25 protein-coding genes are annotated in these 24729 nt (G+C 73.0%); 3 read left to right on the top strand and 22 right to left on the bottom strand.

Annotation, left to right across the window (positions count from 1 at the left end):
- Positions 1 to 114: 114 nt before the first annotated feature.
- Genes HWY08_RS15220 through HWY08_RS15205 form a run of 4 tightly spaced genes read right to left on the bottom strand, consistent with a single transcriptional unit; the run spans position 115 to position 2804 of the window.
- Positions 115 to 1047, bottom strand: coding sequence for an NAD-dependent epimerase/dehydratase family protein (locus tag HWY08_RS15220; RefSeq protein WP_176066697.1), 933 nt, complete (start codon positions 1045 to 1047; stop codon positions 115 to 117).
- A gap of 22 nt (positions 1048 to 1069) precedes the next feature.
- Positions 1070 to 2041 (bottom strand): UDP-glucuronic acid decarboxylase family protein, encoded by a 972-nt coding sequence (locus tag HWY08_RS15215; protein ID WP_176066695.1) that lies wholly within the window; start codon positions 2039 to 2041, stop codon positions 1070 to 1072.
- 9 nt (positions 2042 to 2050) lie between these two features.
- On the bottom strand, positions 2051 to 2242 hold the full coding sequence (locus HWY08_RS15210) for a ribbon-helix-helix domain-containing protein (RefSeq protein WP_176066693.1): 192 nt from the start codon (positions 2240 to 2242) through the stop codon (positions 2051 to 2053).
- Positions 2243 to 2294: 52 nt separating this feature from the next.
- Positions 2295 to 2804 (bottom strand): hypothetical protein, encoded by a 510-nt coding sequence (locus tag HWY08_RS15205; RefSeq protein ID WP_176066691.1) that lies wholly within the window; start codon positions 2802 to 2804, stop codon positions 2295 to 2297.
- Positions 2805 to 2835: 31 nt separating this feature from the next.
- On the opposite strand from HWY08_RS15205, the gene HWY08_RS15200 reads away from it, so the two are divergent.
- A complete protein-coding gene (locus tag HWY08_RS15200) occupies positions 2836 to 3702 on the top strand; it encodes a tetratricopeptide repeat protein (RefSeq protein ID WP_235969651.1) in 867 nt (288 codons plus the stop codon).
- Between the two features lie 43 nt (positions 3703 to 3745).
- Here HWY08_RS15200 and HWY08_RS15195 read toward each other — a convergent pair whose 3' ends face one another.
- The 7 genes from HWY08_RS15195 to HWY08_RS15165 form a co-directional block, all read right to left on the bottom strand.
- Positions 3746 to 4804, bottom strand: coding sequence for a 2-oxoacid:ferredoxin oxidoreductase subunit beta (locus tag HWY08_RS15195; protein ID WP_176066687.1), 1059 nt, complete (start codon positions 4802 to 4804; stop codon positions 3746 to 3748).
- 24 nt (positions 4805 to 4828) lie between these two features.
- Entirely contained in the window at positions 4829 to 6688 is a 1860-nt protein-coding gene (locus tag HWY08_RS15190) for a 2-oxoacid:acceptor oxidoreductase subunit alpha (protein ID WP_176066684.1), read from the bottom strand.
- Between the two features lie 257 nt (positions 6689 to 6945).
- Positions 6946 to 8394, bottom strand: coding sequence for an FAD-binding oxidoreductase (locus tag HWY08_RS15185; RefSeq protein ID WP_176066682.1), 1449 nt, complete (start codon positions 8392 to 8394; stop codon positions 6946 to 6948).
- Positions 8391 to 9074, bottom strand: a complete 684-nt coding sequence (locus tag HWY08_RS15180) for an SDR family NAD(P)-dependent oxidoreductase (RefSeq protein WP_176066680.1) — start codon at positions 9072 to 9074, stop codon at positions 8391 to 8393. The genes HWY08_RS15185 and HWY08_RS15180 overlap by 4 nt, the downstream gene beginning before the upstream one ends.
- Entirely contained in the window at positions 9071 to 9778 is a 708-nt protein-coding gene (gene folE / locus HWY08_RS15175) for a GTP cyclohydrolase I FolE (RefSeq protein ID WP_176066678.1), read from the bottom strand. The genes HWY08_RS15180 and folE overlap by 4 nt, the downstream gene beginning before the upstream one ends.
- Entirely contained in the window at positions 9768 to 10160 is a 393-nt protein-coding gene (queD, locus tag HWY08_RS15170) for a 6-carboxytetrahydropterin synthase QueD (protein WP_176066676.1), read from the bottom strand. Before queD ends, folE begins: the two co-directional genes overlap by 11 nt.
- Before the next feature lie 13 nt (positions 10161 to 10173).
- Positions 10174 to 10473, bottom strand: coding sequence for a Rieske (2Fe-2S) protein (locus HWY08_RS15165; protein ID WP_176066674.1), 300 nt, complete (start codon positions 10471 to 10473; stop codon positions 10174 to 10176).
- Between the two features lie 21 nt (positions 10474 to 10494).
- Between HWY08_RS15165 and HWY08_RS15160 the strand changes: the two genes are divergently transcribed.
- Together HWY08_RS15160 and HWY08_RS15155 are read left to right on the top strand one after the other, a co-directional pair.
- Positions 10495 to 12069: a sensor histidine kinase gene (locus HWY08_RS15160; protein ID WP_176066672.1), complete on the top strand. Its 1575-nt coding sequence runs from the start codon at positions 10495 to 10497 to the stop codon at positions 12067 to 12069.
- Positions 12066 to 13436: a sigma-54-dependent transcriptional regulator gene (locus HWY08_RS15155; RefSeq protein WP_235969650.1), complete on the top strand. Its 1371-nt coding sequence runs from the start codon at positions 12066 to 12068 to the stop codon at positions 13434 to 13436. Before HWY08_RS15160 ends, HWY08_RS15155 begins: the two co-directional genes overlap by 4 nt.
- 58 nt (positions 13437 to 13494) lie before the next feature.
- Here HWY08_RS15155 and HWY08_RS15150 read toward each other — a convergent pair whose 3' ends face one another.
- The 11 genes from HWY08_RS15150 to ilvD all read right to left on the bottom strand — a co-directional run bounded on the left by HWY08_RS15150 (position 13495) and on the right by ilvD (position 24704).
- Positions 13495 to 13860: an integration host factor subunit alpha gene (locus HWY08_RS15150; RefSeq protein WP_176066669.1), complete on the bottom strand. Its 366-nt coding sequence runs from the start codon at positions 13858 to 13860 to the stop codon at positions 13495 to 13497.
- Positions 13861 to 13958: 98 nt separating this feature from the next.
- On the bottom strand, positions 13959 to 14441 hold the full coding sequence (locus HWY08_RS15145; RefSeq protein ID WP_176066667.1) for a hypothetical protein: 483 nt from the start codon (positions 14439 to 14441) through the stop codon (positions 13959 to 13961).
- A gap of 9 nt (positions 14442 to 14450) precedes the next feature.
- On the bottom strand, positions 14451 to 16853 hold the full coding sequence (gene pheT / locus HWY08_RS15140; RefSeq protein ID WP_176066665.1) for a phenylalanine--tRNA ligase subunit beta: 2403 nt from the start codon (positions 16851 to 16853) through the stop codon (positions 14451 to 14453).
- 51 nt (positions 16854 to 16904) lie between these two features.
- The gene (pheS, locus tag HWY08_RS15135; RefSeq protein WP_176066663.1) at positions 16905 to 17981 is read right to left on the bottom strand and encodes a phenylalanine--tRNA ligase subunit alpha; all 1077 of its coding nucleotides are present in this window, start codon (positions 17979 to 17981) and stop codon (positions 16905 to 16907) included.
- A 10-nt stretch (positions 17982 to 17991) separates the two neighbouring features.
- On the bottom strand, positions 17992 to 18336 hold the full coding sequence (rplT, locus tag HWY08_RS15130; RefSeq protein ID WP_176066661.1) for a 50S ribosomal protein L20: 345 nt from the start codon (positions 18334 to 18336) through the stop codon (positions 17992 to 17994).
- 119 nt (positions 18337 to 18455) lie between these two features.
- The gene (rpmI, locus tag HWY08_RS15125) at positions 18456 to 18659 is read right to left on the bottom strand and encodes a 50S ribosomal protein L35 (RefSeq protein ID WP_176066659.1); all 204 of its coding nucleotides are present in this window, start codon (positions 18657 to 18659) and stop codon (positions 18456 to 18458) included.
- 49 nt (positions 18660 to 18708) lie between these two features.
- Complete coding sequence (gene infC / locus HWY08_RS15120) at positions 18709 to 19407, bottom strand: translation initiation factor IF-3 (protein ID WP_176067005.1); 699 nt, start codon at positions 19405 to 19407, stop codon at positions 18709 to 18711.
- Positions 19408 to 19533: 126 nt separating this feature from the next.
- Entirely contained in the window at positions 19534 to 20553 is a 1020-nt protein-coding gene (ilvC, locus tag HWY08_RS15115; protein ID WP_176067003.1) for a ketol-acid reductoisomerase, read from the bottom strand.
- 8 nt (positions 20554 to 20561) lie between these two features.
- Positions 20562 to 21104 (bottom strand): acetolactate synthase small subunit, encoded by a 543-nt coding sequence (gene ilvN, locus HWY08_RS15110; RefSeq protein ID WP_176066658.1) that lies wholly within the window; start codon positions 21102 to 21104, stop codon positions 20562 to 20564.
- A gap of 2 nt (positions 21105 to 21106) precedes the next feature.
- Complete coding sequence (ilvB, locus tag HWY08_RS15105) at positions 21107 to 22813, bottom strand: biosynthetic-type acetolactate synthase large subunit (RefSeq protein WP_176066655.1); 1707 nt, start codon at positions 22811 to 22813, stop codon at positions 21107 to 21109.
- An 82-nt stretch (positions 22814 to 22895) separates the two neighbouring features.
- Entirely contained in the window at positions 22896 to 24704 is a 1809-nt protein-coding gene (gene ilvD, locus HWY08_RS15100; protein WP_176066654.1) for a dihydroxy-acid dehydratase, read from the bottom strand.
- Positions 24705 to 24729 lie beyond the last annotated feature (25 nt).

Below are 24729 nucleotides of genomic sequence, written 5' to 3'. Positions count from 1 at the left end.
GTGCTCCGGCGCGCGCCTTCTCACGAGGGTAGGGCTCGCGCTCGGCCGCCGCAGGGGGCGAGGCGCCGCGCGCACGCTCCACGGGAGGGGGGGCGGGGACCCGGGGAGGCGGCGCTAGGCGCCGCGGCCGCGGAAGAACTCGAGGGTCCGCCGCAGGCCCTCCTCGAGCGGCACCTCGGGCCGCCACCCCAGCGCCGCCGCGGCGGCGGCCGGGTCGATGCAGGAGCGCTTCTGCTCGCCGGGACGGCCGGGCGCGTAGGTGGGCTTCGCCTCGACGCCGGCGGCGCGGGCCATGAGCGCGTGGAGCTGGTTCACGTCGGTCTCGACGCCGGTGCCCACGTTGAGCGCGCCCGTGAACCCGCGCTCCGCGGCGAGCAGGTTCGCCCGCGCCACGTCGCCCACGAACACGTAGTCGCGCGTCTGCCGGCCGTCGCCGTAGATGGTGCAAGGCTTCCCCTGGAGCAGCTTGCCGGAGAAGATCGCCACCACCCCCGCCTCGCCGTGCGGATCCTGGCGGGGCCCGTACACGTTCGCGTAGCGGAGCGCGGCGTAGGGGATGCCGTGGTTCGCCTGGTAGACCCCGAGGTAGAGCTCGCTCGCGCTCTTCGCCGCCCCGTAGTGCGACACCGGCCGCGCCGGGTGATCCTCGCGGGTCGGGATGCGCTCGGTCTCCCCGTACATGGCGCCGCCGGAGCTCGCGAACAGCACCTGCTTCACCGAGCCCGCCTTCACCGCGGCCTGCATGACGTTGAGCAGCCCACCCACGTTCACGTCGGCGTCGTGGCGCGGGTCGGCCATCGACTTCCGGACGTCGATCTGCGCCGCCTCGTGCGCGATCACCGTCGGCCGCTCCTTCAGGATCGCCTCGGTGGCGGCGGCGCTCCGCACATCGCAGGGGTAGAAGCGCGCCCGGGACGGAACGTTCTCGCGCTTCCCCGAGGAGAGGTCGTCGAGGACGGCCACCTCCCACCCGGCGGCGAGGAAGAGGTCGGCGATGGTCGAGCCGATGAACCCGGCTCCACCGGTGATGAGGATCTTCTTGTCCATGTGAGGGGCTCCGGCCGCGCGCTCAGCCCGCGGCGGCGGCGAGGTCTCCGCGCTCGATGCGCTCCTTGAACCAGGCGATGGTCCGGCGCATCCCTTCGTCGAACGGCACCCGCGGCTCCCACCCGAGCAGCTCGCGGGCGCGGCTGATGTCCGGCCGCCGGACGCGCGGGTCGTCCTGCGGCAGCGGCTGGAAGACCAGCTCCACCTTGGAGCCCACCGCCTCGCGGACCCACTTCGCGAGCTCGAGCATCGACATCTCGTGGGGCGTCCCGACGTTGACGGGCTCGCCGGTGCTGGCGTGCAGGAGGCGGAAGATGCACTCGACGTTGTCGTCCACGTAGCAGAAGCTGCGCGTCTGGGAGCCGTCCCCGTAGACGGTGATCGGCTCGCCGCGCAGCGCCTGGCCCGCGAAGGTGGGGACCACGCGGCCGTCGTCGAGCCGCATCCGCGGGCCGTAGGTGTTGAAGATCCGGGCGATGCGGGTGTCGACCCGCTCGTACCGCCGGTACGCCATGGTGATGGCCTCGGCGAAGCGCTTCGCCTCGTCGTACACGGCGCGCGGGCCGATGGGGTTCACGTTGCCCCAGTACGACTCGCGCTGCGGGTGCTCCAGGGGATCGCCGTACACCTCGGAGGTGGAGGAGAGCAGGAAGCGCGCGCCGCTGCGCTTGGCGAGCTTGAGCGCGTTCTCGACCCCGATGGAGCCCACGTGCAGCGTCTCGAAGGGGTGCTTCAGGTAGTCGACGGGGGAGGCGGGCGAGGCGAAGTCGAGCACCGCGTCCACGGGCCCGGCGAGGGCGTCGAGCGGGTCGCAGATGTCGGCGCGGAGGAAGTCGAAGCGCGGCTCGCGCCGGAGATGCTCGAGGTTGCGGAGGGTTCCCGTGATGAGGCTGTCGACGCCGGTGACCCGCCACCCCTCGCCCAGGAACCGGTCGCACAGGTGGCTACCGATGAACCCCGCGGCGCCGAGGACGACGGCTCGCTGCTCTGCCATGCGGGAGGACTACTTCCTCTCCCCCACGTCATCAAGTGAAAGCTGCCCAGGAAGGGCGCCCTTGTACTTGTCGAGGACGAGGTCGATGCCTTGCCGGATGTACTCGGCCACCGGCACCTTCGTCCGATCGTTCAACACCTTGAGGCGCTCGTTCTGCTCGGGCGTGATGTAGATCGTCGTCGAGATCTTCTTGCGCGCCATGCCGCGAGTGAAGGTATGTGACGATACGTCGAGTGTCAAATACGGCACGAAGTCAGAAGTAGGCTCCGGCTCGCAGCGCGGCCCCCAGGCCGAGCCCCCCTCCGTGGGGCAGCCAGAGCTCGCTCCCCTGGAGGGCGAGCGCGAGGAACACCTCACGGCCGAGGAACGCCTCGAGCCCCACCCCGCCGCCCAACCTGACGCCGGTCTCCGCCGAGAAGCCCGAGCCGGGGAGCACGCCGACCGCCGCTACCTCGGCCGCGAGGTGGGGCCGGAGGGAGCCCCAGCGCGCGAGTCGGTACCGAAGCCCGGCGCCCGCCTCGTAGGCGCCGTCCGCCGCGCGGCCGTCGGTCCGGGCGGCGGACGCCCAGGAGGCGCGCGCGGTGGCGTCGAGTTCGCCGGCGAGCCACCACGAGGCGACCAGGCCGACCGGCGCGCGGGAACCCAGGGCGGGAGCGGAATCGCTGGAGAAACCGAGCTCGAGGGCGAGGGAGCGCGGCGCGAGCTGCGCGCGCGCGAGGGCGGGGAGACACGCGGCGACGAGGGCGAGGGCGGGGAGGCGCATGCGGCACGTCGGTTGCGAAGGACGGGCCAGCGTGACGACCTCGACCGCGACCTCGACCGCGACTGCGACCGCGACCGCGAGAGCGGCGGCGGGCGCTCCGCCGCTCCTCCTCGCCCTCGCTGCTTGCGCGGTCGCGTGCCTCCCCTCCCCTCGCGTCCACCCGCGCGCGGCGGAGGAGATCTCGCGCGGCTACCGGTACCTGGCGCAGGACGACCTCGAGCGGGCGGAGATCGCCTTCGCGCACGCGCTCGAGTTCAACGGGGAAATCCCCGAGGCGCTGAACGGCGCGGGGGTGGTGGAGCGGCGCCGGGGGCGGCTCGAGGAGGCGCGGCGCCGGTTCGAGCACGCCGCGCGCGCGGCCCCTGACTTCGCGGAGGCGCGGGTGAACCTGGGGGAGCTCTCCTTGACGCAAGGTGACGCGGGCGAAGCCGAAGCGCACTTCCGGGCGGCGCTGGCGGTGGACCCGGACCTCCTCCCCGCCCGGCTCGATCTCGCGCGCGCGCTCCTCCACCGGGGGCGCGGCGACCCCGCGCGCCAGGAGCAGCTCTTCGAGGCCGCGCGGAGGGAGTACCTGCACCTGCTCGAGGCGCAGCCGGACGCGGCCGAGGCCTGGCACGACCTCGGCTTCCTCGACCTCGCCGCCGGGCGGCACGCCCGCGCCGAGGAGGAGTACCGGCGCGCGGCCGAGCTGGCGCCGGCCTACGCCGAGGCGCTCCACGGTTGGTGCATCTCGCTCGTCCGTCTGGGCCGCTGCGCGGAGGGCGTCCGCGCCTGCCGGCGCTGCCTCGACGCGGCGCCCGGGGCGGAGCGGTGCCAGCTGAGCCTGCGCGGCGCCGAGGCGTGCGCGGCCGCCCTGGAAAACGGAACGGCGCCGCCCGGGGAATGGGCGGCGCCGTGAGAGGAGCGGCCGGCGGCGGAGCGCCGGCGCGCGGCGGCGGGGGCTAGCTCACCACCCAGGTGTCGCTGCCGGCGAGCATGGTCTTCATGTCCGCCTTGCCCGACTTCGCCTTCTGCTCCTGGACCTGCTGCGCGTTCAGGTCCTCGGCGGTCGGCCGCTGCACGTCGCGGAACACGCCGATGGGCGTCGGGAACCCCGGCTTCTGGTTGAGGTTCGCCATCATCGTGGAGTACGTCGGGTCCTCGCGCGTCGCGTCGTGGACGACGAGGTCCTTCTCCGTGACGCCGCCCTCGCCGATCGTGACGACCTCGAGCTGGATCGTCTCCCGGTTCAGGCGGATGCCCTTCTTGCCGTCCTTGCCGAAGACGAGCGGCTTGCCCTGCTCCATGCGGAGGAGCTGATCGGCCTTCACCGACTTCTCGGTCAGCGAGAGGTAGGCGCCGTCGTTGAAGATGGGGCAGTTCTGCAGGACCTCGATGAACGCCGAGCCCTTGTGACCGGCGGCCGACTTCAGCACGCCGCCCATGTGCGCGCCCTCGACGTCCACGCTGCGCGCCACGAAGGTGGCGCCGGCGCCGAGCGCGAGCGCGGGCGGGTTGAAGGGCTGGTCGGGCGAGCCGAACGGCGTCGTCTTCGTCTTCTTGCCGAGCTCGGAGGTCGGGGAGACCTGGCCCTTGGTGAGGCCGTAGATGCGGTTGTTGAACATCACCACCTTGATGTCCAGGTTCCGCCGCATGCAGTGGATGAAGTGGTTGCCGCCGATGGCGAGCGCGTCGCCGTCACCGGTCATCACCCACACCTGCAGCTCGGGCCGCGAGACCTTCAGCCCGGAGGCGAAGGAGGGCGCGCGCCCGTGCAGCGTGTGCATCCCGTAGTTGTTCATGTAGTACGGGAACCGCGAGCTGCAGCCGATGCCGGAGATGAAGACGATGTTCTCGCGCTTCACCCCGACCGTCGGCATCACCTTCTGCACCTGGTTGATGATGGACCAGTCGCCGCAGCCCGGGCACCACCGGGGATCGACTCCGGACTCGAAGTCCTTCTTGGTGTACGCGGGGACCGCCGCTGCCTGGGCGCCGTTCGTGCCGTTCGTCGTGCTCATGTCGTGTTCTCCTTTCCGAGCGGCTTAGAGCAGCTCCAGGACGCGCTTCTTCAGCTCGGACACCTTGAGCGCCTTCCCGTTGATGCGGTTGTACTGGATGGGATCCACCCCCGGGAACCGGCCGCGGATGACGAACGCCAGCTGCCCGTCGTTCACCTCCGGGATGACCACCTTCTTGAAGCTCTTCAGCACCGCGCCCAGGTTCTTCGGCATGGGGTTGAGCCAGCGCAGGTGGGCGTGCGCGACGCTCTTCCCCTCGGCGCGGAGCGCCTCGGCGGTCGTGCGGACCGAGCCGTAGGTGCCGCCCCAGGAGAGCAGGAGCACCTCGCCCTGCTGCGGGCCGTCCACGACGAGATCGGGGACGTCCTCGACCACGTTGCGGATCTTCTGCGCCCGCGTCTTGACCATCTTCTCGTGGTTCATGCCGTCGTACGAGACCATGCCCGACAGCGAGTCCTTCTCCAGGCCGCCGATGCGGTGCTCGAGGCCCGGCGTGCCGGGGATGGCCCAGGGACGGATGAGCTTCGCGTCGCGCATGTACGGCAGGTACGAGCCGTCGGGACCGTTCTTCTCGGTCTGGTACTTCGGCTCGACCTTCGGCAGCTCGGACTCGTCCGGGATGCGGAAGGGCTCCGAGCCGTTGGCGAGGTAGCCGTCGGTGAGGAGGATGACGGGGGTCATCCACTTCACCGCGATCTTCATCGCCTCCATGGCGGCGTAGAAGCAGTCGGTCGGGCTCTGCGCGGCGATCACCGGCAGCGGCGCCTCGCCGTGGCGGCCGAAGAGGGCGATGTAGAGGTCGGCCTGCTCGGTCTTGGTGGGCATGCCCGTCGACGGGCCGCCGCGCTGCACGTTCACCACGACGAGGGGCAGCTCGGCGATGACGGCGAGGCCGAGCATCTCCGCCTTGAGGGCGAGGCCCGGGCCGGAGGTGCTCGTCACCCCCAGCGAGCCGCCGAACGAGGCGCCGATGGCCGAGCCGATGCCGGCGATCTCGTCCTCGGCCTGGTACGTCACCACGCCGTGCGCCTTCATGTACGACATCTCGTGAAGGATCTCGGTGGCGGGCGTGATGGGGTAGCTGCCCAGGAACACCGTCCGGCCGGTCTGCTTGGCGACCGCGGCGAAGCCGAGGGCGGTGGCCGCGTTGCCGGTGATGTTGCGGTAGGTGCCGGGGCGGAGCTTGGAGGCGGGCACCTCGTACTGCTCGTGGAAGATCTCGCTCGTCTCGCCGAAGTCGTAGCCGGCCTTGAACACGGCCACGTTCGCCTTGGCGATCTCCGGCTTCTTGGCGAACTTCTTCTGGATGGCGCCGACCTGCTGCTCCTCGTTCCGGCTGTAGAGCCAGTACATGAGGCCGAGCGCGTAGTAGTTCTTGCAGCGCGCGGCGTCCTTCGAGGAGAGGCCCGAGCCCTGCAGCGCGGCCTCGGTCGCCTGGTTCATGTCGACCTGGACCACCCGGTAGTTCTGCTTCAGCGCCGGGTCCTCCAGCGGGTTCGACTTGTAGCCGGCCTTCTCGAGGTTGGCCGCGGTGAAGGCGCCCGAGTTCACCAGCAGCATCCCGCCCACGCGGAGGTCCGCCAGGTTCGTCTTGAACGCGGCCGGGTTCATGGCCACGAGGACGTCGGGCTGATCGCCCGGGGTGTGGACGTCCTTCGAGGAGAAGTGGACCTGGTACCCCGAAACGCCGAAGAGCGACCCGGCGGGGGCGCGGATCTCGGCGGGGTAGTCGGGGAAGGTGGCGAGGTCGTTGCCCGCCAGCGCCGAGGCCTTCGTGAACTCCGTGCCCGTGAGCTGCATCCCGTCGCCGGAGTCGCCGACGAACCGGATGGTGACCGTATCGATCTTCTGGCGCTTGCGCGCCGCGGCGGTTTGCGTGGACATGTCGCCCTTGTTCTCCTTCGGGAAATTAGAGCCGACCGACGTTCGGACGGGCGCACCTGTCGGCGCAGGGCCCGCGAGCTGGCCCGGCGCGCCCACTCCCGGCGAGGACCTGAGCCGGGCAACGAACACGCTGACTGAAACGGGTAGCCCTTATCCACCTCGACGCGCAGTGTGTCAAGGTGGGGCGGACGAATTGGCGCAGGTCAAACTCTCGTCAGGAGGCGCCTTTTTGGGATCTGCGCGAGATCGCGCAGGATTCACTCGACGCCCTTTCCCGCGGCGCCCTTCGCGCCCTCCGGCTCGGGGAAGATCTTCCCCGGGTTCATGATGCCGAGCGGGTCGAACACCGCCTTGAGGCGCCGCTGCAGCGCGACCTGCGCCTCGCCCTGCTCGTAGACGAGGTAGTCGCGCTTGGCGAGGCCGACGCCGTGCTCGCCGGTGATGGTGCCCCCCATGTCGACCGCGGCGTGCAGGATCTCGCCCACCGCCGCCTCGACGCGCGGCCGATCCTCCTCGCGGTCGAAGAGCACGTTCGCGTGCAGGTTGCCGTCCCCGGCGTGGCCGTAGGTGGCGACGAGGAACCCGTGCCGGGCGCCGATCTCGCGCGTCCGGCGCACCATCTCCGGGATGCGCGAGCGCGGGACGGCGATGTCCTCGGACAGCTTGAGCGGGTGGAGCGCGCGCAGGTTCACCGACAGCTTCTTGCGCGTCTCCCAGATGTCGCGGCGCTGCGCCTCGTTCTGGGCGACGATCACCTCGCCCGAGGCGTCGGCCTGCACCAGCTCCGCCACCCGCACGATCTCCCCGAAGACCTGCTCCTCGTCGTTGCCGTCGGTCTCGATGAGCACCGCCGCGCCCGCGTCGGCGGGGAACTTGTACGGGGCGGTGCGGGCGCAGGCCGCGAGCGCGGTGTCGTCGAGCAGCTCCAGGACCCGCGGGATGACCCCGGCCGCCAGCACGCGCGAGATGGCGCGCGCCGCGTCCTCCACCGAGCGGAACACCACCAGCGCCGTCGAGACGTGCCGGGGCCGCGGCAGGAGCTTGAAGGTGATCTCGGTGACGACGCCGAGCGTCCCCTCGCTGCCCACGAAGAGCGCGGTGAGGTCGTACCCGGCGACGCCCTTGATGGTCTGCTTGCCGGTGCGGAGGAGCTCGCCGGTGGGCAGCGCCACCTCCAGGCCGAGCACGTACTCGCGGGTGACGCCGTACTTGAGCGCGCGGGGGCCGCCGGCGTTCTCGGCCACGTTGCCGCCGAGGAAGCACATGTCGAGCGAGTTCGGGTCGGGCGGGTAGAAGAGGCCGTGCTTCTCCACCTCGGCCTGGAACACGCCCGTCACGACGCCGGGCTGGACCCGCGCGGTGAGGTCCTCCGGCCGGATGTCGAGGATGCGGTTCATCCGCTCCAGGGAGAGCGCGATCCCGCCCGCGAGCGGCAGCGCCCCGCCGGAGCGGCCGCTGCGCGCGCCGATGGGCGTGACCGGCAGCCGGTGCCGCGCCGCCACCGCCAGGACCCGCTGCACCTCGGCCGCGCTCTCCGGCAGGACGACGAGGTCGGGCAGGTGGGTGCCGAGATCCGACTCGTCGCGCCCGTAGGGCTCGAGCTGCTCCGGCTCCGCCTGCACCCGCTGCGGTGCCAGCGCCGCGCCCGGGCCCGCCGGCTCCCGCAGCGCGGCCGCCGCGGCGGCCAGGATCTTCGCGTCCCTCATCCGAACACCTCCACGTTGGCGCCGGTCATCCCTGCGGGCGCCTCGCCGGCGCACCAGGCGATGACCTTCGCCACCTCCTCCGGCCGCAGCTGCGGCGGGAAGGGCGTCTGCTTCAGCATGTCCGTGTCGACCGAGCCGGGGGAGACCGCCAGGCACTGCACGCCGTGCTCGCGCAGCTCCTCGGCCAGGCACTTCGTGAGCCCGACGAGGCCCCACTTCGAGGCGTGGTAGGCGCTGGCGCGATCCCCGCCGATCGTGCCGGAGATGGAGGCGACGTTGACGATGCGGCCGGCGCGGCGCCGCTTCATGCCCGGGACCACCGCCCGCGCGCACAGGAAGGCGCCGGTCAGGTTCACCTCGAGCTGGGCCCGCCAGGCCGCGGGCGAGAGCTCCTCGACCAGGCCGCGCTCCAGGATCCCGGCGCAGTTCACGAGCACGTCGCACGGCCCGAGCGCGCCCTCGTGCCGGGCGGCGAGGCGCGCCACGTCCTCCTCGCGGGAGACGTCGCCCGCCACCGCCAGCGCCGCCGCGCCCTCCTGGACGGCCGCCTCCAGCTCGCGGGCGGTGCGGGCGAACACGGTCACCCGCGCCCCGAGCGCGGTGAGCGCCCGGGCGGTGGCGAGGCCGATCCCGCGGCCGCCGCCGGTGACGACGGCGGTCTTGCCGGCGAGGGCGCTCACGACCGCGACCCCGATCTCGACCCCGACCGCGACCTCGACCCGGCTGCCGCGCCGGTAGGGCGGGGGCTCGCCCCCCGCCGCCGCGCCCCGCCTTCCACCAGGCTCCTGAACCGCGCCTGCAGCCGCGCGTCGTCGGCGAGCTCGCCCAGGAAGCACTGCGCGTGCGCGCGCGCCCCCCGGCGCCGCTCGCCGCGCACGGTGAGGCAGGACTGCTCGGCGTCGAGCACGCAGGCGGCGCCGCGCGCGCCGAGGTGCAGCACCAGCGCCTCCGCCACCTGGCGCGCCAGGTCCTCCTGGAGGACGAGCCGGTGCGCGTAGCAGTCCACCAGCCGCGCCAGCTGGCCGAACCCGATCACGCGGCCACCCGGCAGGTAGGCGACGTGCGCCACGCCGCGCGAGGGGAGCAGGTGGTGCGGGCACATCGAGTGGTAGTCGATGCCGGTCACCGCCACGAGGTCGCGCCCGCGGGCCGGCATGGCGCCGGCGAGCAGGGCCGCCGGGTCCTGCCGGTACCCGTCGACGAGGTCCTCGAGCCAGGCCTCGGCCACGCGCGCGGGCGTGCCATCGAGGTCGGAATCGGCACGGACCTCGGCCGGGAGGACGGCGTCGAGGAAGGCGCCCACCGCGCCCGCGGCGCGCGCCCGCGGGCCACCGCGCTCCGCGCGGCCCGCCGGGCGGCGCGCGCGCCGCGCCCTACCCGGCACGCTCACCCCGGTAGGTGACGCAGCAGCCGGGGATCTCGTAGAGGCGCACCTCGCACAGGCCAGGCAGATGCGGCGCGAGCAGCTCGTACACCCAGCGCGCGATGTTCTCGGCGGTGGGGTTCTCGAGCAGGTCGTTGAGCGTGCGGTGGTCGACGCGCGCGAGCACCTGCTCCTGCACCACCGCCTGGATGCGGCCGAAGTCGGCCACCATCCCGCTCGCCGGGTCCACGGCGCCCTCCACCGCCACGAACAGCCGGTAGTTGTGGCCGTGCATCCGGAAGCACGGCCCGTCGTAGCGGGGCAGCCGGTGGGCGGCGGCGAAGTAGAACTCGACGTCGAGGCGGGCCCGCCGCGCGTCGGCGTAGTCGATGGGGAGGCTCATGCGGTGGACCCCTTCATAACTCGATCTGCACCTCGTCGCCCTCGACGTGGACGGCGAACGTGCGCAGCGAGGCCTCCGGGAACTCGTCGCAGCGGCCGGTCCGCACGTCGAAGCCCCAGGCGTGCAGCGGGCAGAAGACGGTGCCGCCGCGCAGGTCGCCGAAGGCCAGCGGGCCGCCGCGGTGCGGGCAGCCGTTCTCGACCGCGTGCACCTCGTCCCCGACGCGGAAGAGCGCGATCGCCTCGCCGGCGACCTCCACCAGGTAACCCTGGTGCGCGGGGAGATCGGCGAGGCGGCAGACGGTGAGGCGCACCCCTGTTACTCTAACCCGACCGTGTCCCTGCGCCTCCAGATCACCGCCCTCTTCGGCGCCATCCTGGTCGTCACCCTGGCCGTCGCCGCCTACCTGGGCGAGTCGATCGCGGCGCGGGCGGTGGAGGAGGGCATCCGCGAGCGCACGGTGGAGGTGGCGCGGTCGGTGGTCTCCGAGATCGACCTCGGGCGCGAGCTGCGCGAGACCGATCGCACCCGCATCGCCGCCCGCCTCGCCGCCGCGCTGGCGCGCCACCGCGGCCTCCGGCTGGCCGAGCTCGCCATCCGGCGGCCGGGCAAGGACGACGTGGTCCGCATCACCTTCGGCAAGAACGGCCCGGAGACCACCTTCGACCAGCGCGACGTCGTCTTCTCGGCCCAGCCGCAGGCGCGGCTGCTCGAGACCGAGGACGGCCGGGTGGCGCAGGTGGATCAGCCGGTGAACGACCCCTTCGGCCGTCCCATCGCCAGCGTGCGGATCGAGGCGCTGGTGGCGGACGCGGAGCACATCGCCGGCCGCGAGCGGACCGTCTTCCTCTGGGTCACCTTCGGCAGCGCGCTGGTGCTGGTGGTCGCCTTCACGCTCATCCTGAGCCGGATGCTGGCGCGCCCGCTCTCGCGGCTCGCCGCCGCGATGGCGCAGGTGGAGTCGGGCGCCGGCGTGCCGCCCGCCATCCCCGGCGCCGAGCGGCACGACGAGATCGGCACGGTGGCGCGCGGCCTCGACGCGATGCTGGTGCGCGTCCGCGGCTTCAGCCGGGAGCTCCAGGAGAAGGTGGACGACGCCACCGCCGACCTGGCGCGGAAGAACCGCGCGCTGGCCGAGCTGAACGACCTGCTCGTCGAGGCGCGGCGCGACCTCACCGCCAAGGAGCAGCTGGCGGCGCTGGGGCAGCTCTCGGGCACCATCGCCCACGAGCTCGGCAACCCGCTCAACGCCATCAGCGGCCACGTCCAGCTCCTGGCGCGCGCGCCCGCCTGCCCGCCCGACATGCGCGAGCAGCTCCTCGTCATCGAGGGCGAGGTGCGGCGGATGACCTCCATCATCCGCCGCTTCCTCGACTCGGCGCGCGCCCTCACCCCCGCCCCCGAGCCGGTCGAGCTCGTCGCCCTCTTCGACGAGGCGCTCTCGCTCACCGTCTCCGCCGAGGCGCGCGGCCGGCTGGAGGTGCAGCGCGACGTGCCGGCCGAGATGGGCACCGTCGCGCTCGACCCCTCGCTGGTGCGGCACGTGCTCACGAACTTCATCGCCAACGCGGTGGACGCGATGGCCCACGGCGGCCGGCTGACCGTCCGGGCCAGGCGGGCGGGCGAGCAGGTCGCGCTCACCGTGCAGGACACCGGCCCGGGCATCGGCGCCGAGGACCGCAAGCACATCTTCGAGCCGTTCTGGTCCACCAAGCCCAAGGGCAAGGGCACCGGCCTCGGCCTCGCCATCTGCCGCGAGATCGCGGCGGCGCTCAAGGGGCGCATCGAGGTGGAGAGCGCGCCCGGTCAGGGCGCGGCGTTCACGCTGTACGTGCCGGTGCCGGCCTGGAAGGCGGACCGCGCCCCCACCCTCACGCCGGCCGCGGCCGCGCCGGGGAGAGGCCGATGAGCGATCGCATGGGACCTGCGCACGTCTTCGTCGTCGACGACGACACCTCGAGCCGCGAGCTCCTGACCCGCATCCTCTCCGGGGAAGGCCACCGGGTGACCGCCCTCGCCGACGGCCACGAGGCGCTGGCCCGCCTCGGCGCCGACGGCCCGCCGGACCTGGTGGTCTCGGACATCCGCATGGGCGAGGTGGACGGGCTCCAGCTCACCGACGCCCTGCGCGAGCGCGCGCCCGACACGCCGGTGCTCCTCGTCACCGCCTTCGGCAACATCGACGGCGCGGTGGAGGCCATCCGCCGCGGGGCCTTCGACTACATCTCGAAGCCCTACGACGTGGACGGCATCAAGGTGGTCGTGGCGCGCGCGCTGGAGCAGCGGCGGCTGGCGCTCGAGAACCGCGCGCTCCGGCGCGACCTGCGGGACAAGTACCGGCTCGAGAACGTCGTCGGGCGCAGCGAGGCGATGCTCCAGGTCTACAAGACCGCCGCCCGGGTCGCCGCCACCGACGCCACCGTGCTCATCCAGGGCGAGAGCGGCACCGGCAAGGAGCTGGTCGCGCGCGCCATCCACGCCGCCTCGCCGCGCGCGCAGCGCCCGTTCGTGGCGGTGGACTGCGGAGCCATCGCCGAGGGGGTGCTCGAGTCCGAGCTGTTCGGCCACGCTCGCGGCGCCTTCACCGGCGCCCAGGCCATGCGGCGGGGGCTCTTCGAGGAGGCGAACCAGGGCACGCTCTTCCTGGACGAGATCGGCGACGTGGGCCAGAACCTGCAAGCGCGCCTCCTCCGGGCGCTGCAGGAGGGCACCATCCGGCGGGTCGGCACCAACGAGACCCTGGCCGTGGACGTCCGGGTGGTGGCGGCCTCGAACCGCGACCTCGAGCAGGCGGTGAAGGAGGGGCGCTTCCGCGAGGACCTCTTCTACCGGCTCAACGTCGTCACCATCCGCATCCCCCCGCTCCGCGACCGGCGCGAGGACATCCCGCTCCTGGCCGAGCACTTCGCCGCCAAGCACGGCCGGTCCGAGGGGGCGGCCATCTCGCCGGCCGCGCGCGACCTGCTCGTCGCCTACGACTGGCCGGGGAACGTCCGCGAGCTCGAGAACGTCATCGCGCGGGCGCTGGCCCTGAACCCCTCCGGCGTGGTGACGCCGGAGGACCTGGCGGAGCACGTCCGCGGCGCGCGCCCGGCGGCCGCCAGCCTGGCGGTGGTGGCGGGCGCGGCGCAGGAGCGCCCCACCCTCGCCGAGCTGGAGCGGCGCTACGCGGCCCAGGTGCTGCAGGAGACCGGCGGCAACAAGACCCGCGCCGCCGAGGTGCTCGGGATCGACCGGAAGACGCTCTACCGCCTGCTCGGCGACGAGAAGGAGTGACCGGCGGTCGCGCCGGTCGCAGGGCCCCCGCACGGCCCGGCGACGGGCCGCGGGCCCGTCAGCCCTGCCCGGTGGTGCCGGAGCCCCCGCCCGCCGACGTGGCGGCGGCGGCGGCGGCGGCCTGCTGCGCGGCCTCGGCCGCCTCCGCGCTGGCGTTGAGCGCGTTCTTCAGCACCTGGCTCGGCCGGAAGGTGAGCACGCGGCGGGCGCTGATCTCGATCTCCTCGCCCGTCTGCGGGTTCCGGCCCACGCGGCTCTTCTTGTCGCGCACGATGAAGTTGCCGAAGCCGGAGATCTTGATCTTCTCGCCTCGCTCGAGGGTCTCCTTGATGGTGTCGAAGACCATCTCGACGATCTCGGCGGCTTCCTTCTTGGAGAAGCCCACCTTCTCGTAGACGCTCTCGATGATGTCGGCCTTGGTCACGATCGCCCTCTCGCGGACCCTTCGGGTGGTGATGCGCCTAAGTACCGACGATTGTTAGCTGAATCACCAGGACCTGTCAAACACCCCGCCGCGCGAGTTCACCGTGCGTCCGGAGCGAGGGCCTCCGGGCCCCCGTCCGGCGCGGCGGGCGGGGCGCCGCCGCCCTCGCGCGCGGTCCCGCCGAAGCGCTGGAGCTCCGCCCGCGCCCGCTCCCGCTCGGCCCGCGTCCGCGCCGCCGCCTCGGCGAGCGTGCGATCGAGCTCCTCGGTGGTGCGCGCCTTCAGCACCGGCTGGCCGGGCAGGTCCGCGCCCACGCTGCCGGCGGTGACCGCCAGCACGGCGGCGCTGGCGATCGCCGCGACCAGCCCGAGCCCCAGCGCCGCCGCCGGGATCCGCCGCCGCGCGCCCGCTCGCCGCAAGGCGCGCCAGGCCAGGACGGACGCGGCGATCCCGACCACGAGCCCGAACGGCGCGGCGAAGGGGTTCCACGAGGCGGCGGCGGCGGCGAGCGCGAAGCCGAGCGCCGCCCGGGCGCCTGGCACCCGCGCTGCGGCGGCCGGCTCGGCCTCTGGCGCGCCCATGCCCCTGCCCTACCCGCGCAGCTCGGCGCGGATGATGGGGTCCTCGCGCAGCCGCGCCACGATCCGCCCGTGCGCGGCGTCGACCTCGGCGTCGGTGAGGGTCCGGTCCGGCACCCGGTACCGCAGCGCCAGCGCGAGGTTCTTCTTGCCGGCGGGCAAGGGGGCGCCGGTGTAGACGTCGAAGAGCGTGACGTCCTCCACCAGCTCCTCCTCCTCGACCGCGGCCACCACCGCCCCCGCCTTCACCTCGTCCGCCACCACCACCGCGAGGTCGCGCAGCACCGCCGGGAAGCGCGGCACGCCGCGGTACCGCGGCACGAGCTCGGCGTGCGCCTGCAGCGCGGCCAGGTCGAGCCGGAAGGCGAAGGTCCCGCGCGGCAGGCCGAAGGCCTGGGCCACCCGGGGGTGCAGCTCCCCGGCGGTGCCGAGCACCGCCTCCCGCATGCCGACCAGGGCGGCGCTCGCCCGCGGGTGGGACCACGGCTCCGGGCGCGCCGCCCAGCGCGGCACCGCCATCCCGAGCGCCTCGAGCACGCCCTCCAGCGCGGCCTTGGCGTCGTAGAGGTCCACCCGGTCGGCCGGCGCGGCCCAGCCGGTGGGGCTGCGGCGCCCGAGCAGCACGCCGGCCACCTCGGTCCACTCGTCGGCCGGGGCGTCGCCCTCGCCCGGGCCGCGGCCATAGGCGCGCGCGACCTCGTACAGCCGCACGTCCTCCACGCGCTGGCGGAGGTTGCGCTCGGCGGCGCGGAGCAGCGACGGCAGCACGCCCGTCCGCATGGCCGACAGCTCGGCGCTGATGGGGTTCTCGAGCAGCACCGGGCGCCCCGCCGGATCGTAGGCGGCGAGGTCGGCGGGCGGCACGAAGCTGAAGCTCACCGCCTCGCTGAAGCCGGCCGCCTCGAGCGCCTCCCGGACCCGGGCGGTGACCCGCGCCTCCTCGGGGAGCCCGGGGGTGTCGAGCGCCAGGCGCGGCAGGGTCTCCGGGATGCTTTCGAAGCCGCGGCTCCGGACGATCTCCTCGATGAGGTCCTCCTCCAGCGCGACGTCCTGGCGCCAGCTCGGGACGGCGAAGGTGGCCCCCTCCCCGTCCTCGCGCAGCACGGCGAAGCCGAGGCCGGCCAGGATCGACCGCGCCTCGCTGGGGGGCACTGGCGCCCCGAGCACCTCGGCTGGGCGCGCCCAGCGCATCGGCACCTCGAGCCGGCGCGCCGGCCGCGGGTGCGCGTCGACCACGCCGGCCCGGACCTGCCCTCCGGTCAGCTCGGCGATGAGCGCGGCGCAGCGGTCCAGCGCCGGCAGCACCATGCCCGGATCGGCCCCGCGCTCGAACCGGTACGAGGCCTCGGTCTTGAGGCCGTGGCGCCGCGCGGTGCGCCGGATCCCGGCCGGCGCGAACCAGGCCGACTCGAGCAGCAGCCGGGTGGTGCCGGGCGTGATCTCCGAGTGGCCGCCGCCCATGACCCCGGCGAGCGCGCTGCCGCGGTCGCGGTCGGCGATGAGCAGGTCCTCCGGGTCGAGCGCGCGCTCCTTGCCGTCGAGCGTGGTGAGCTTCTCGCCCGGGCGGGCGGTGCGCGCGACGATCTCGTGCCCGGCCACCTGGTCGAGGTCGAAGGCGTGCAGCGGGTGCCCGAGCTCGAGCAGGACGTAGTTGGTGGCGTCCACGGCGTTGGAGATGGAGCGCACCCCGCACGCCTCGAGCCGCCGCGCCAGCCACGCCGGCGAGGGGCCGATCTTCACCCCCTCGATGACGCGGGCCGCGTACCGGTGGCACCGGTCGGGCGCCTCGACGCGGACGCGGACCGCGTCGCCGGCCGGCCCGCCCCCCTCGACGAGCCGCGGCGCGGGCGGCTTCACCGGGCGGCCCAGGAAGGCCGCCACCTCGCGCGCGATCCCGAGGTGGGAGAGCGCGTCGGGCCGGTTCGGCGTGACGTTCACCTCGAGCAGCACGTCGTCGAGGCCGAGCGCCTTCGCGATGGGGGTGCCGGGCTGGACCTCGCGCGGGAGGATGAGCAGGCCCGAGGCGTCGGCGTCGATCCCGAGCTCCTTGGCCGAGCACAGCATCCCGGACGACTCGACGCCGCGCAGCTTGGCCTTGCCGATCGTCACCCCGCCCGGGAGCGTCGCGCCCACCGTGGCGAGCGGGACCACGTCGCCCACCTGGTAGTTCTTCGCGCCGCACACCACCTGCAGCGGCTCGCCCTGCCCCGCGTCGACGCGGGTGACCGACAGCTTCTCGGCGTTGGGGTGCTTCTCCGAGGCGACGATGCGCGCGGCGATCACCCCGCCGAGCTCCCCGCCGCGGCGCTCGACCGCCTCGACCTCCAGCCCGACCGCGGTGAGCCGCCGCGCCAGCTCCTCCGGCGCGGGGAGCCCGTCGACGTATTCCGACAGCCACTGGTAGGAGATGCGCATCGGTGACTTCCAAGCCGTGAGGGGTCTGGGGGCGCGCGGACGCCGCGCGCCTCAGAACTGCTCGAGGAAGCGCAGGTCGTTCTCGAAGAAGAGCCGCAGATCGTCGACGCGGTAGCGGAGCATCGCCATCCGCTCCACCCCGAAGCCGAAGGCGAAGCCGGTGACGCCCGCCGGCATGCCGCCGTTCGCGAGCACCTCCGGGTGGACCATGCCGGAGCCGAGCACCTCCACCCAGCCCGTTTCCTTGCACGTCCCGCAGCGCTTCCCGTCCTTCTTGCCGGTCCCGCCGCAGATCGAGCACGAGACGTCGACCTCGGCGCCGGGCTCGACGAACGGGAAGTAGCTGGGCCGGAAGCGGGTCCTGGTGCCGGGCCCGAAGTAGGCGCGGGCGAAGGCGGCCAGCGTGCCCTTGAGGTCGGCGAAGGTGATGCCCTCGTCGACGCACAGCCCCTCCACCTGGTGGAACATGGGCGAGTGGGTCTGGTCGTAGTCGGAGCGGTAGACGCGCCCCGGGCAGATGACGCGGATGGGCGGCCGGCCGCGGCGCTTCATGGCGCGGATCTGCACCGGCGAGGTGTGCGTGCGCAGCACGACCGAGCGCGGCGCGGCGGCCCCGCCGAGCGTCGCCGCGTCGACGTAGAAGGTGTCCTGCATGTCGCGCGCGGGGTGGTCGGCGGCGATGCGGAGCGCCTCGAAGTTGTACCAGTCGAGCTCGATCTCCGGCCCGTTCGCGACCTCGTAGCCGAGCCGCCCGAAGATGGCGGCGATCTCCTCCGCCGCCTGGGTGATCGGGTGCCGGTGGCCGCGCGGCAGGAGCCGGCGGCCGGGCAAGGTGGGATCGAGCGGCGGCCCGGACAGCTCCGCCTCGAGCTCGGCGCGCGCCAGCCGGGCGCGGCCCTCGGCGAGCAGCGCCTCGATCTCGTCGCGGACGCGGTTCGCCACCTCGCCCACGCGCGGGCGCTCCTCGGCCGGGAGCTGGCCCATGCCGCGGAGCGCCGCCGACAGCTCGCCGCGCTTGCCGAGGAAGCGGACCCGGAGGTCCTCCAGCGCGCGCTCGTCGGCGGCGCCGGCGACGTCCCGCCGGGCAGCCGCCGCGAGCGCCTCGAGCTGCGAGAGCAGGTCGGCCATCAGCGCCGACCTAAGCCTGCGCCGCCTTCACCACCGCCGCGAAGTCGCCCGGGACGAAGAGCGCGAGGTCGGCCAGCACCTTGCGGTCGAGCGCGACGCCCGCCTTGGTCAGGCCGGCGATGAGGCGCGAGTAGGTCGTGCCGTTCTGCCGCGCGGCGGCGTTGATGCGCACGATCCACAGGCTGCGGAAGTCGCGGCGGCGGCGGCGGCGGTGCGCGGTGCTGTAGTTGAGGGCGCGCTCGACCGCCTGGTTCGCGCGCTTGTAGCAGTTCTTGCGGCGGCCGCGGAACCCCTTGGCGAGCTTGAGGACGCGGTTGCGACGACGGCGAGCCTTGAATCCCTTCTTGACGCGCATCTCACTTCTCCTTGCCGGCGGGAGGCGGCCTCAGGGCCGCGCTTCGAAACCCCGCTTGGGCTTCTGATGTTCGGCGGGGGGCGAGCCCCCGCCCTACGACGCCGCGGAACCCCGCGACGCTACCGAGCGTACGGGAAGCACTCCTTGATCTTCTTGGCGTCCTCGTCCTTGAGGTGCCCGGTCCCGCGCAGCTCCACCTTCTGCTTCTTCGTCTTCCCGAACGTCGCGAGGTGACGGACGCCGGCGCGGCGGAACTTCACGGCGCCGCTCTTCTTCACCTGGAAGCGCTTCTTCGCGCCGCTCTTCGTCTTCAGCTTCGGCATGTCGGTGACTCTCCGTGATGGCGGCCCCGGTCGGGAGCCGCGTCCTGCGCTACCTGGTGGTCGGCTCGGCCGGGGTGCCCGGCGCCGGCTCGGCCGCCGGGGCGGCGGGGGCCGGGGGCGCGGCGGCGGGCGGCGGGGGCCGGGGCGCGGCGCCGCTCGGGGCGGCGGCCGCCTTGGCCTGGTCGCGCTGCCGCTGCAGCATCTTCGGGTTCGGGGCGAGGATCATGAACATCTGCCGCCCTTCCATGCGCGGCACGGCCTCGATCACCGCGACCTCCTTCATGTCCTCGATGACGCGCTGGAGGACCTTCTGGCCGAGCTCGCGGTGGGTGATCTCGCGGCCGCGGAACATCACCGTCACGCGGGCCTTGTTCGCCTCGTGGAGGAACTCGCGGATCTTCCCGATCTTGACGTTGTAGTCGTGCTCCTCGGTGCGGGGGCGGAGCTTCACCTCCTTGAGCTGCACGACCACCTGCTTCTTCTTGGCCTCGTTCTGCTTCTTCTTCTCGGTGTACTTGAACTTCCCGTAATCCATGATCTTGCAGACGGGAGGCTTGGCCATCGGGCTGACCTCGACGAGGTCCATCCCGAGTTCCTGGGCACGCGCCAGCGCCTGCTCGATGGGCAGGATCCCGAGCTGCTCGCCCTCGGGCCCGACGGCGCGCACCTCGCGCGCCTTGATGCGGCGGTTGGTGCGGGCGTCGCGGTTGCCCCCGCGGTCGCGAGGGTCTCGTGGCTGAAGTGCGATGGCTCGATGCCTCCGTCAGTGGGGCGCCCTGTGAAGGAACGCCCCGGAATCACGGGTGTTTCGGGAAAGCCCTGGCCGTCCCCGGCCGACCAAGGACTGCGAAGAATAAGGAAATCGCGAAGAAAGTCAACGTCCTTCGCTGGAATCCTTCTTGGCCTCGCGGATCCAGCTCATCATGTCGCGCAGGCGCTTGCCCACCTGCTCGATGGGGTGCTCCTGCTCGTGCTCGCGGAACATCTCGAGCGTCGGGCGCCCGACCTGGTTCTCGAGGATGAACTCCTTCGCGAACTGACCGGACTGGATCTCCTTCAAGATCCGCTTCATCTCGAGCTTCGTCTGGTCGTTCACCACCCGCGGGCCGCGCGTGTAGTCGCCGTACTCGGCGGTGTCCGAGATGGAGTGGCGCATCCAGGCCAGGCCGCCTTCGTACATGAGGTCCACGATGAGCTTCAGCTCGTGGAGGCACTCGAAGTAGGCGCTCTCCGGCTGGTAGCCGGCCTCGGTGAGCGTCTCGAAGCCCGCCTTCACCAGCGCCGCGGCGCCGCCGCACAGCACGGCCTGCTCGCCGAAGAGGTCGGTCTCGGTCTCCTCCTTGAACGTCGTCTCGAGCACACCGGCGCGGGTCCCGCCGATGCCGCGCGCGTAGGCGAGCCCGAGCTGCTTCGCCTGCCCGGTCCCGTCCTGGTGGACGGCGATGAGGCAGGGGATGCCGCGGCCGTCCTGGAACTGCCGGCGGACGAGGTGGCCGGGGCCCTTCGGCGCCACCAGCACCACGTCGACGCCCTCCGGCGCCTTGATCTGCTTGAAGTGCACGTTGAAGCCGTGCGCGAAGAAGAGCGCCTTCCCCTTCGTCATGCCGGGCGCGATCTCCTCGTCCCAGAGCTTCTTCTGCGTCTGGTCGGGGGCGAGCACCATGACGAGGTCGGCCTCCTTCGCCGCCTCCTTCACCGAGAGCACGCGCAGCCCGGCCGCCTCGGCCTTGGCCTTGCTCTTGGAGCCGGCCTGGAGCCCGATGCGCACGTCGACGCCCGAGTCGCGCAGGTTGAGGGCGTGCGCGTGCCCCTGGCTGCCGTAGCCGATGATGGCGACCTTCTTCCCCTTCACGAGGTCGAGGTTCGCGTCCTTGTCGTAGTAGATGGTGGCCATGGTGCGGTTCATCCTTCCTTGAGGTGCGGGGGAGCGAGGGTCTTGAAGCCGCGCTCGAGCGCGATGGCGCCCGAGCGGCACAGCTCGGTGATGCCGAACACCGCCAGCCGCTCCTCCAGGGCGTCCAGCTTGGCGGCGGTCCCGGTGGCCTCGATCATGAGGGCGTCGGGGGACACGTCGACGATCTGCGCCTCGTAGGTGTCGGCGATGGCGCGCAGCTCGGCGTGGTTCTTCTCGGGGGTCTTGATCTTGATGAGCACGAGCTCGCGCTCGATCTTGTCGTTGGGCGAGAGCTCCTTCACCTCGATGACGGGGATGAGCTTCTGCAGCTGCCGGATGGCCTGCTCCACCGGCCGCTGGGTGAGCCGCACCACCACCGTCATGCGGGAGTACTCGGGCCGCTCGGTCGGGCCGACCGCCAGCGACTCGATGTTGTAGCCGCGCCGCGCGAAGAGGCCGGCGATGCGCTGCAGCACGGCGGGCTTGTTCTCCACCAGCAGCGAGAGCGTGTGGATGTTCCCGCTCGGGAGCTGCTCGATCTTCTCGACCATGGCTACTCCCCTCCGATCATGTCGTTCAGCGGCGCGCCGGCCGGCACCATCGGATACACCTTCTCCTGCCGCTTGACCCGGATGTCCACGATGCAGGGGCCGCCCTGATGGGCGAGCGCCTGGTCGATGACCGGGTCGAGCTCCTCCAGCGTGCGCGCGCGCAGCCCGAGGCACTTGTACGCCTCGGCCAGCTTCACCAGGTCGGGCAGGTCCGCGAGCGGCGTCTCGCTGAAGCGCCGGTCGTAGAACAGCTCCTGCCACTGCCGGACCATCCCCAGGAACAGGTTGTTGAGGACGAAGATCTTGATCGGCAGCTCGTGCTCGACCGCGGTGGCGAGGTCCTGCAGCGTCATCTGGAAGCTGCCGTCGCCGTCGATGCCGACCACCAGCGCGTCCGGGCGCGCGAGCTGGATGCCGATGGCGAACGGCAGGCAGACGCCCATGGTGCCGAGGCCGCCCGAGGTGATGAACTCGCGCGGCTTCGACACCTTCCAGAACTGCGCCGCCCACATCTGGTGCTCGCCCACGCCGGTGGTGACGATGGCGCGCCCGTCGCACTTCTGCCAGATGCGGTGCACCGCGGTCTGCGGGAGGATGTACTTCTCGCCCTCCTGCCGGATGCGCAGCGGGTGCTTCTCGCGCCAGTCGGAGATCTTCTTCCACCAGGGCGCGAGGTCGGGCCGGCCGCGCTCGTCGAACGCCTTGCGCACCGCCGCCCCGAGCTTGGGCAGGAGCTCCTTCACGTCGCCGACGAGCGGCACCGTGGCCGTGACGAGCTTGGAGATCTCCGCCGGGTCGATGTCGAGGTGGACGATCTTGGCCTCGGGCGCGAAGGTGGAGAGCTTGCCGGTCACGCGGTCGTCGAAGCGCGCGCCGAGGGCGATGAGCAGGTCGGCGCCCTGGACCGTGTAGTTCGCGTACCGCGAGCCGTGCATCCCGAACATGCCGAGGCAGGACGGGTGCGTCTCGGGGAAGGCGCCCTTCCCGTGCAGCGTCGTGACCACCGGCGCGCCGACGAGCTCGCAGAACTCGAACACCTCGGCGAAGGCGTTGCCGGTGCGGACGCCGCCGCCGAGGTAGATGACCGGGCGGGTGGCCGAGCGGATCAGGGTGGCCGCCTCGGCCACCTTGGGCTCCTCCTTGAGCCGCGGCATGTAGCCGGGGATCCGGACCTCCGACGGGTACTCGAAGTCCAGGGTCAGGTTGAGGACGTCCTTCGGGATGTCCACGTGCACCGGGCCCGGACGGCCGGTACGCGCCAGGTGGAACGCCTCCTTCATCACCCGCGGGATGTCGCCCGGCTCGGTCACGAGGTAGTTGTGCTTGGTCACCGGCATGGTGATGCCGGTGATGTCCGCCTCCTGGAAGGCGTCGGAGCCGATGAGCGAGGTGGCGACGTTGGCGGTGATGACCACCAGCGGCACCGAGTCCATGTAGGCGTCGGCGATGGGGGTGACGAGGTTCGTCGACCCCGGGCCGCTCGTCCCCATGCACACGCCCACCTTGCCGGTGGCGTGGGCGTAGCCCTCCGCGGCGTGCCCGCCCACCTGCTCGTGGCGGATGAGCACGTGCTTCAGCTTCTCGGAGGCGAACAGCGCGTCGTAGATGGGCAGGATGGTCCCGCCCGGCATCCCGAAGATCCAGTCCACCTCTTCCAGCTCGAGGGCCCGGATCACGGCCTGGGCCCCCGTCATCTTCTCGCTCGGCATCGAACCTCCACGGCGTGCTGCTTCGAAAAAGGTTGGTTGGCGTCGGCTTCGACCTCGGGTGGGCGGCCACGTCCGCTGCGGGCTACCGCGAGCGGGCGCGCCGCCCGCGTACCGCCACCTTGGGCCTCGGGCGCCGCTTCGCCGCCGCGGCGGTCTTCCGGGCGGGGGCCTTCCCCTTCCCCTTCGCCTGGGCCGGGCGCGCCGCGGCGGGGGCGGCGCGCGTCACCGCCCCGTCGGCGGCGGACGAGACGAGGGCGGCGTACTTCGCGAACACGCCGAGCCCGTAGCGCGGCGCCGGCGGCCGCCAGCGCCTCATCCGCCGCGCCAGCTCGGCCGCGCCCAGCTTCACCGAGAGCGAGCGCGCGTCGGCGTCGATGACCACCCGGTCGCCGTCCCGCAGCGCCGCGATGGGGCCGCCCACCGCCGCCTCGGGCGCCACGTGCCCGATCATGAGCCCGCGGGTGGCGCCGCTGAACCGGCCGTCGGTGAGGAGCGCCACCGAGTCGCCGAGGCCCTGCCCCACCAGCGCGGCGGTGACGCCCAGCATCTCGCGCATGCCGGGCCCGCCCTTCGGGCCCTCGTAGCGGATGACCACCACGTCGCCGGGGCGGATGGCGTTCGCCTTCACCGCCGCCATCGCGTCCTCCTCGCGATCGAAGACGCGCGCCGGGCCCTCGTGCCGCGGGCGCTCGTGACCGGCCATCTTCACCACCGCGCCCTCGGGCGCGAGGTTGCCCGTAAGGATGACGAGGCCGCCCGTCGCCTTGAACGGCTGGCCGGCCGGGGCCACCACCCGCTGCCCGGGAGTCTCCTGGGCCGTGGCGGCGTGCTCGCTCCAGGGCCTCCCGTCGGCGGCGCGCTGCGCGCCGTCGACGAGCCCCTCGTCCTGCAGCCGCTTCCAGACGAGCCGCGTGCCGCCCGCGGCGTCGAGGTGCGGCGCGGCGAACTCGCCGCCCGGCATGAGGCTGGTGTAGATGGGCGTCCGCCGCGAGACGCGATCGAAGTCGGCGAGCTCGAGCGGCAGGCCCGTCTCCCGCGCGATGGCCGAGAGGTGCAGCACCGCGTTGGTGGAGCCGCCGGTGGTGGCGACCCCGGCGATGGCGTTCTCGAGCGAGGCGCGGGTCACGACCTCGCGCGGGCGGAGCCCCTTCGCCAGCACGTCCATGACGAGCCGCCCCGCCTCGCGGGTGGCCGGCTCCTTGCGCGGATCCGTGGCCGGGATGGTGTTGTAGCCGACCGGCGACAGCCCCAGGAACTCGAGCCCGAGCGCCATGGTGTTGGCGGTGTACTGCCCGCCGCAGGCGCCCGCGCCCGGGCAGGCCGCGTCCTCCACCCGCTCCAGCTGGCGGGCGTCGATCCTGCCTGCCGCGAAGGCGCCGACCGCCTCGAAGACGTGCTGGATGGTGATGTCCTGCCCGTCGAGGCGGCCGGGCGCGATCGACCCGCCGTAGAGCACGAGGCCGGGGAGGTTCAGCCGCAGGAGCGCCAGCGCCGCGCCCGGGATGGTCTTGTCGCAGCCGACCAGCGCCACCACGCCGTCGAACCAGTGCCCGCGCCCGACCAGCTCGATCGAGTCGGCGATCACCTCCCGGCTCACCAGCGAGGCCTTCATCCCCTCGGTGCCCATGGCGACCCCGTCGCTGATGGCGACGGTGTTCATCTCCATGGGCGTCCCGCCCGCGGCGCGGATGCCCTCCTTCACCACCTCCGCCAGCCGGCGCAGGTGGTAGTTGCAGGGCATCGTCTCGATCCAGGTGTTGGCCACCAGGATGCAGGGCTTCTGGAGGTCCGCCCGGCTGAAGCCGATGGCGTGCATCATCGCCCGCGCCGGCGCGCGATCGTAGCCGTCGTAGAGGTGGCGGCTCTGGTGGCGGGGATCGAAGTCGCTCACGGCGCTGGGTCCTCGTCCGCGGCGG

The organism is Anaeromyxobacter diazotrophicus (assembly GCF_013340205.1).
GTDB classification, from domain to species: domain Bacteria; phylum Myxococcota; class Myxococcia; order Myxococcales; family Anaeromyxobacteraceae; genus Anaeromyxobacter_A; species Anaeromyxobacter_A diazotrophicus.
The sequence above is the reverse complement of the archived record's forward strand: the minus strand, read 5'-3'. Positions and strand labels throughout refer to the sequence as shown.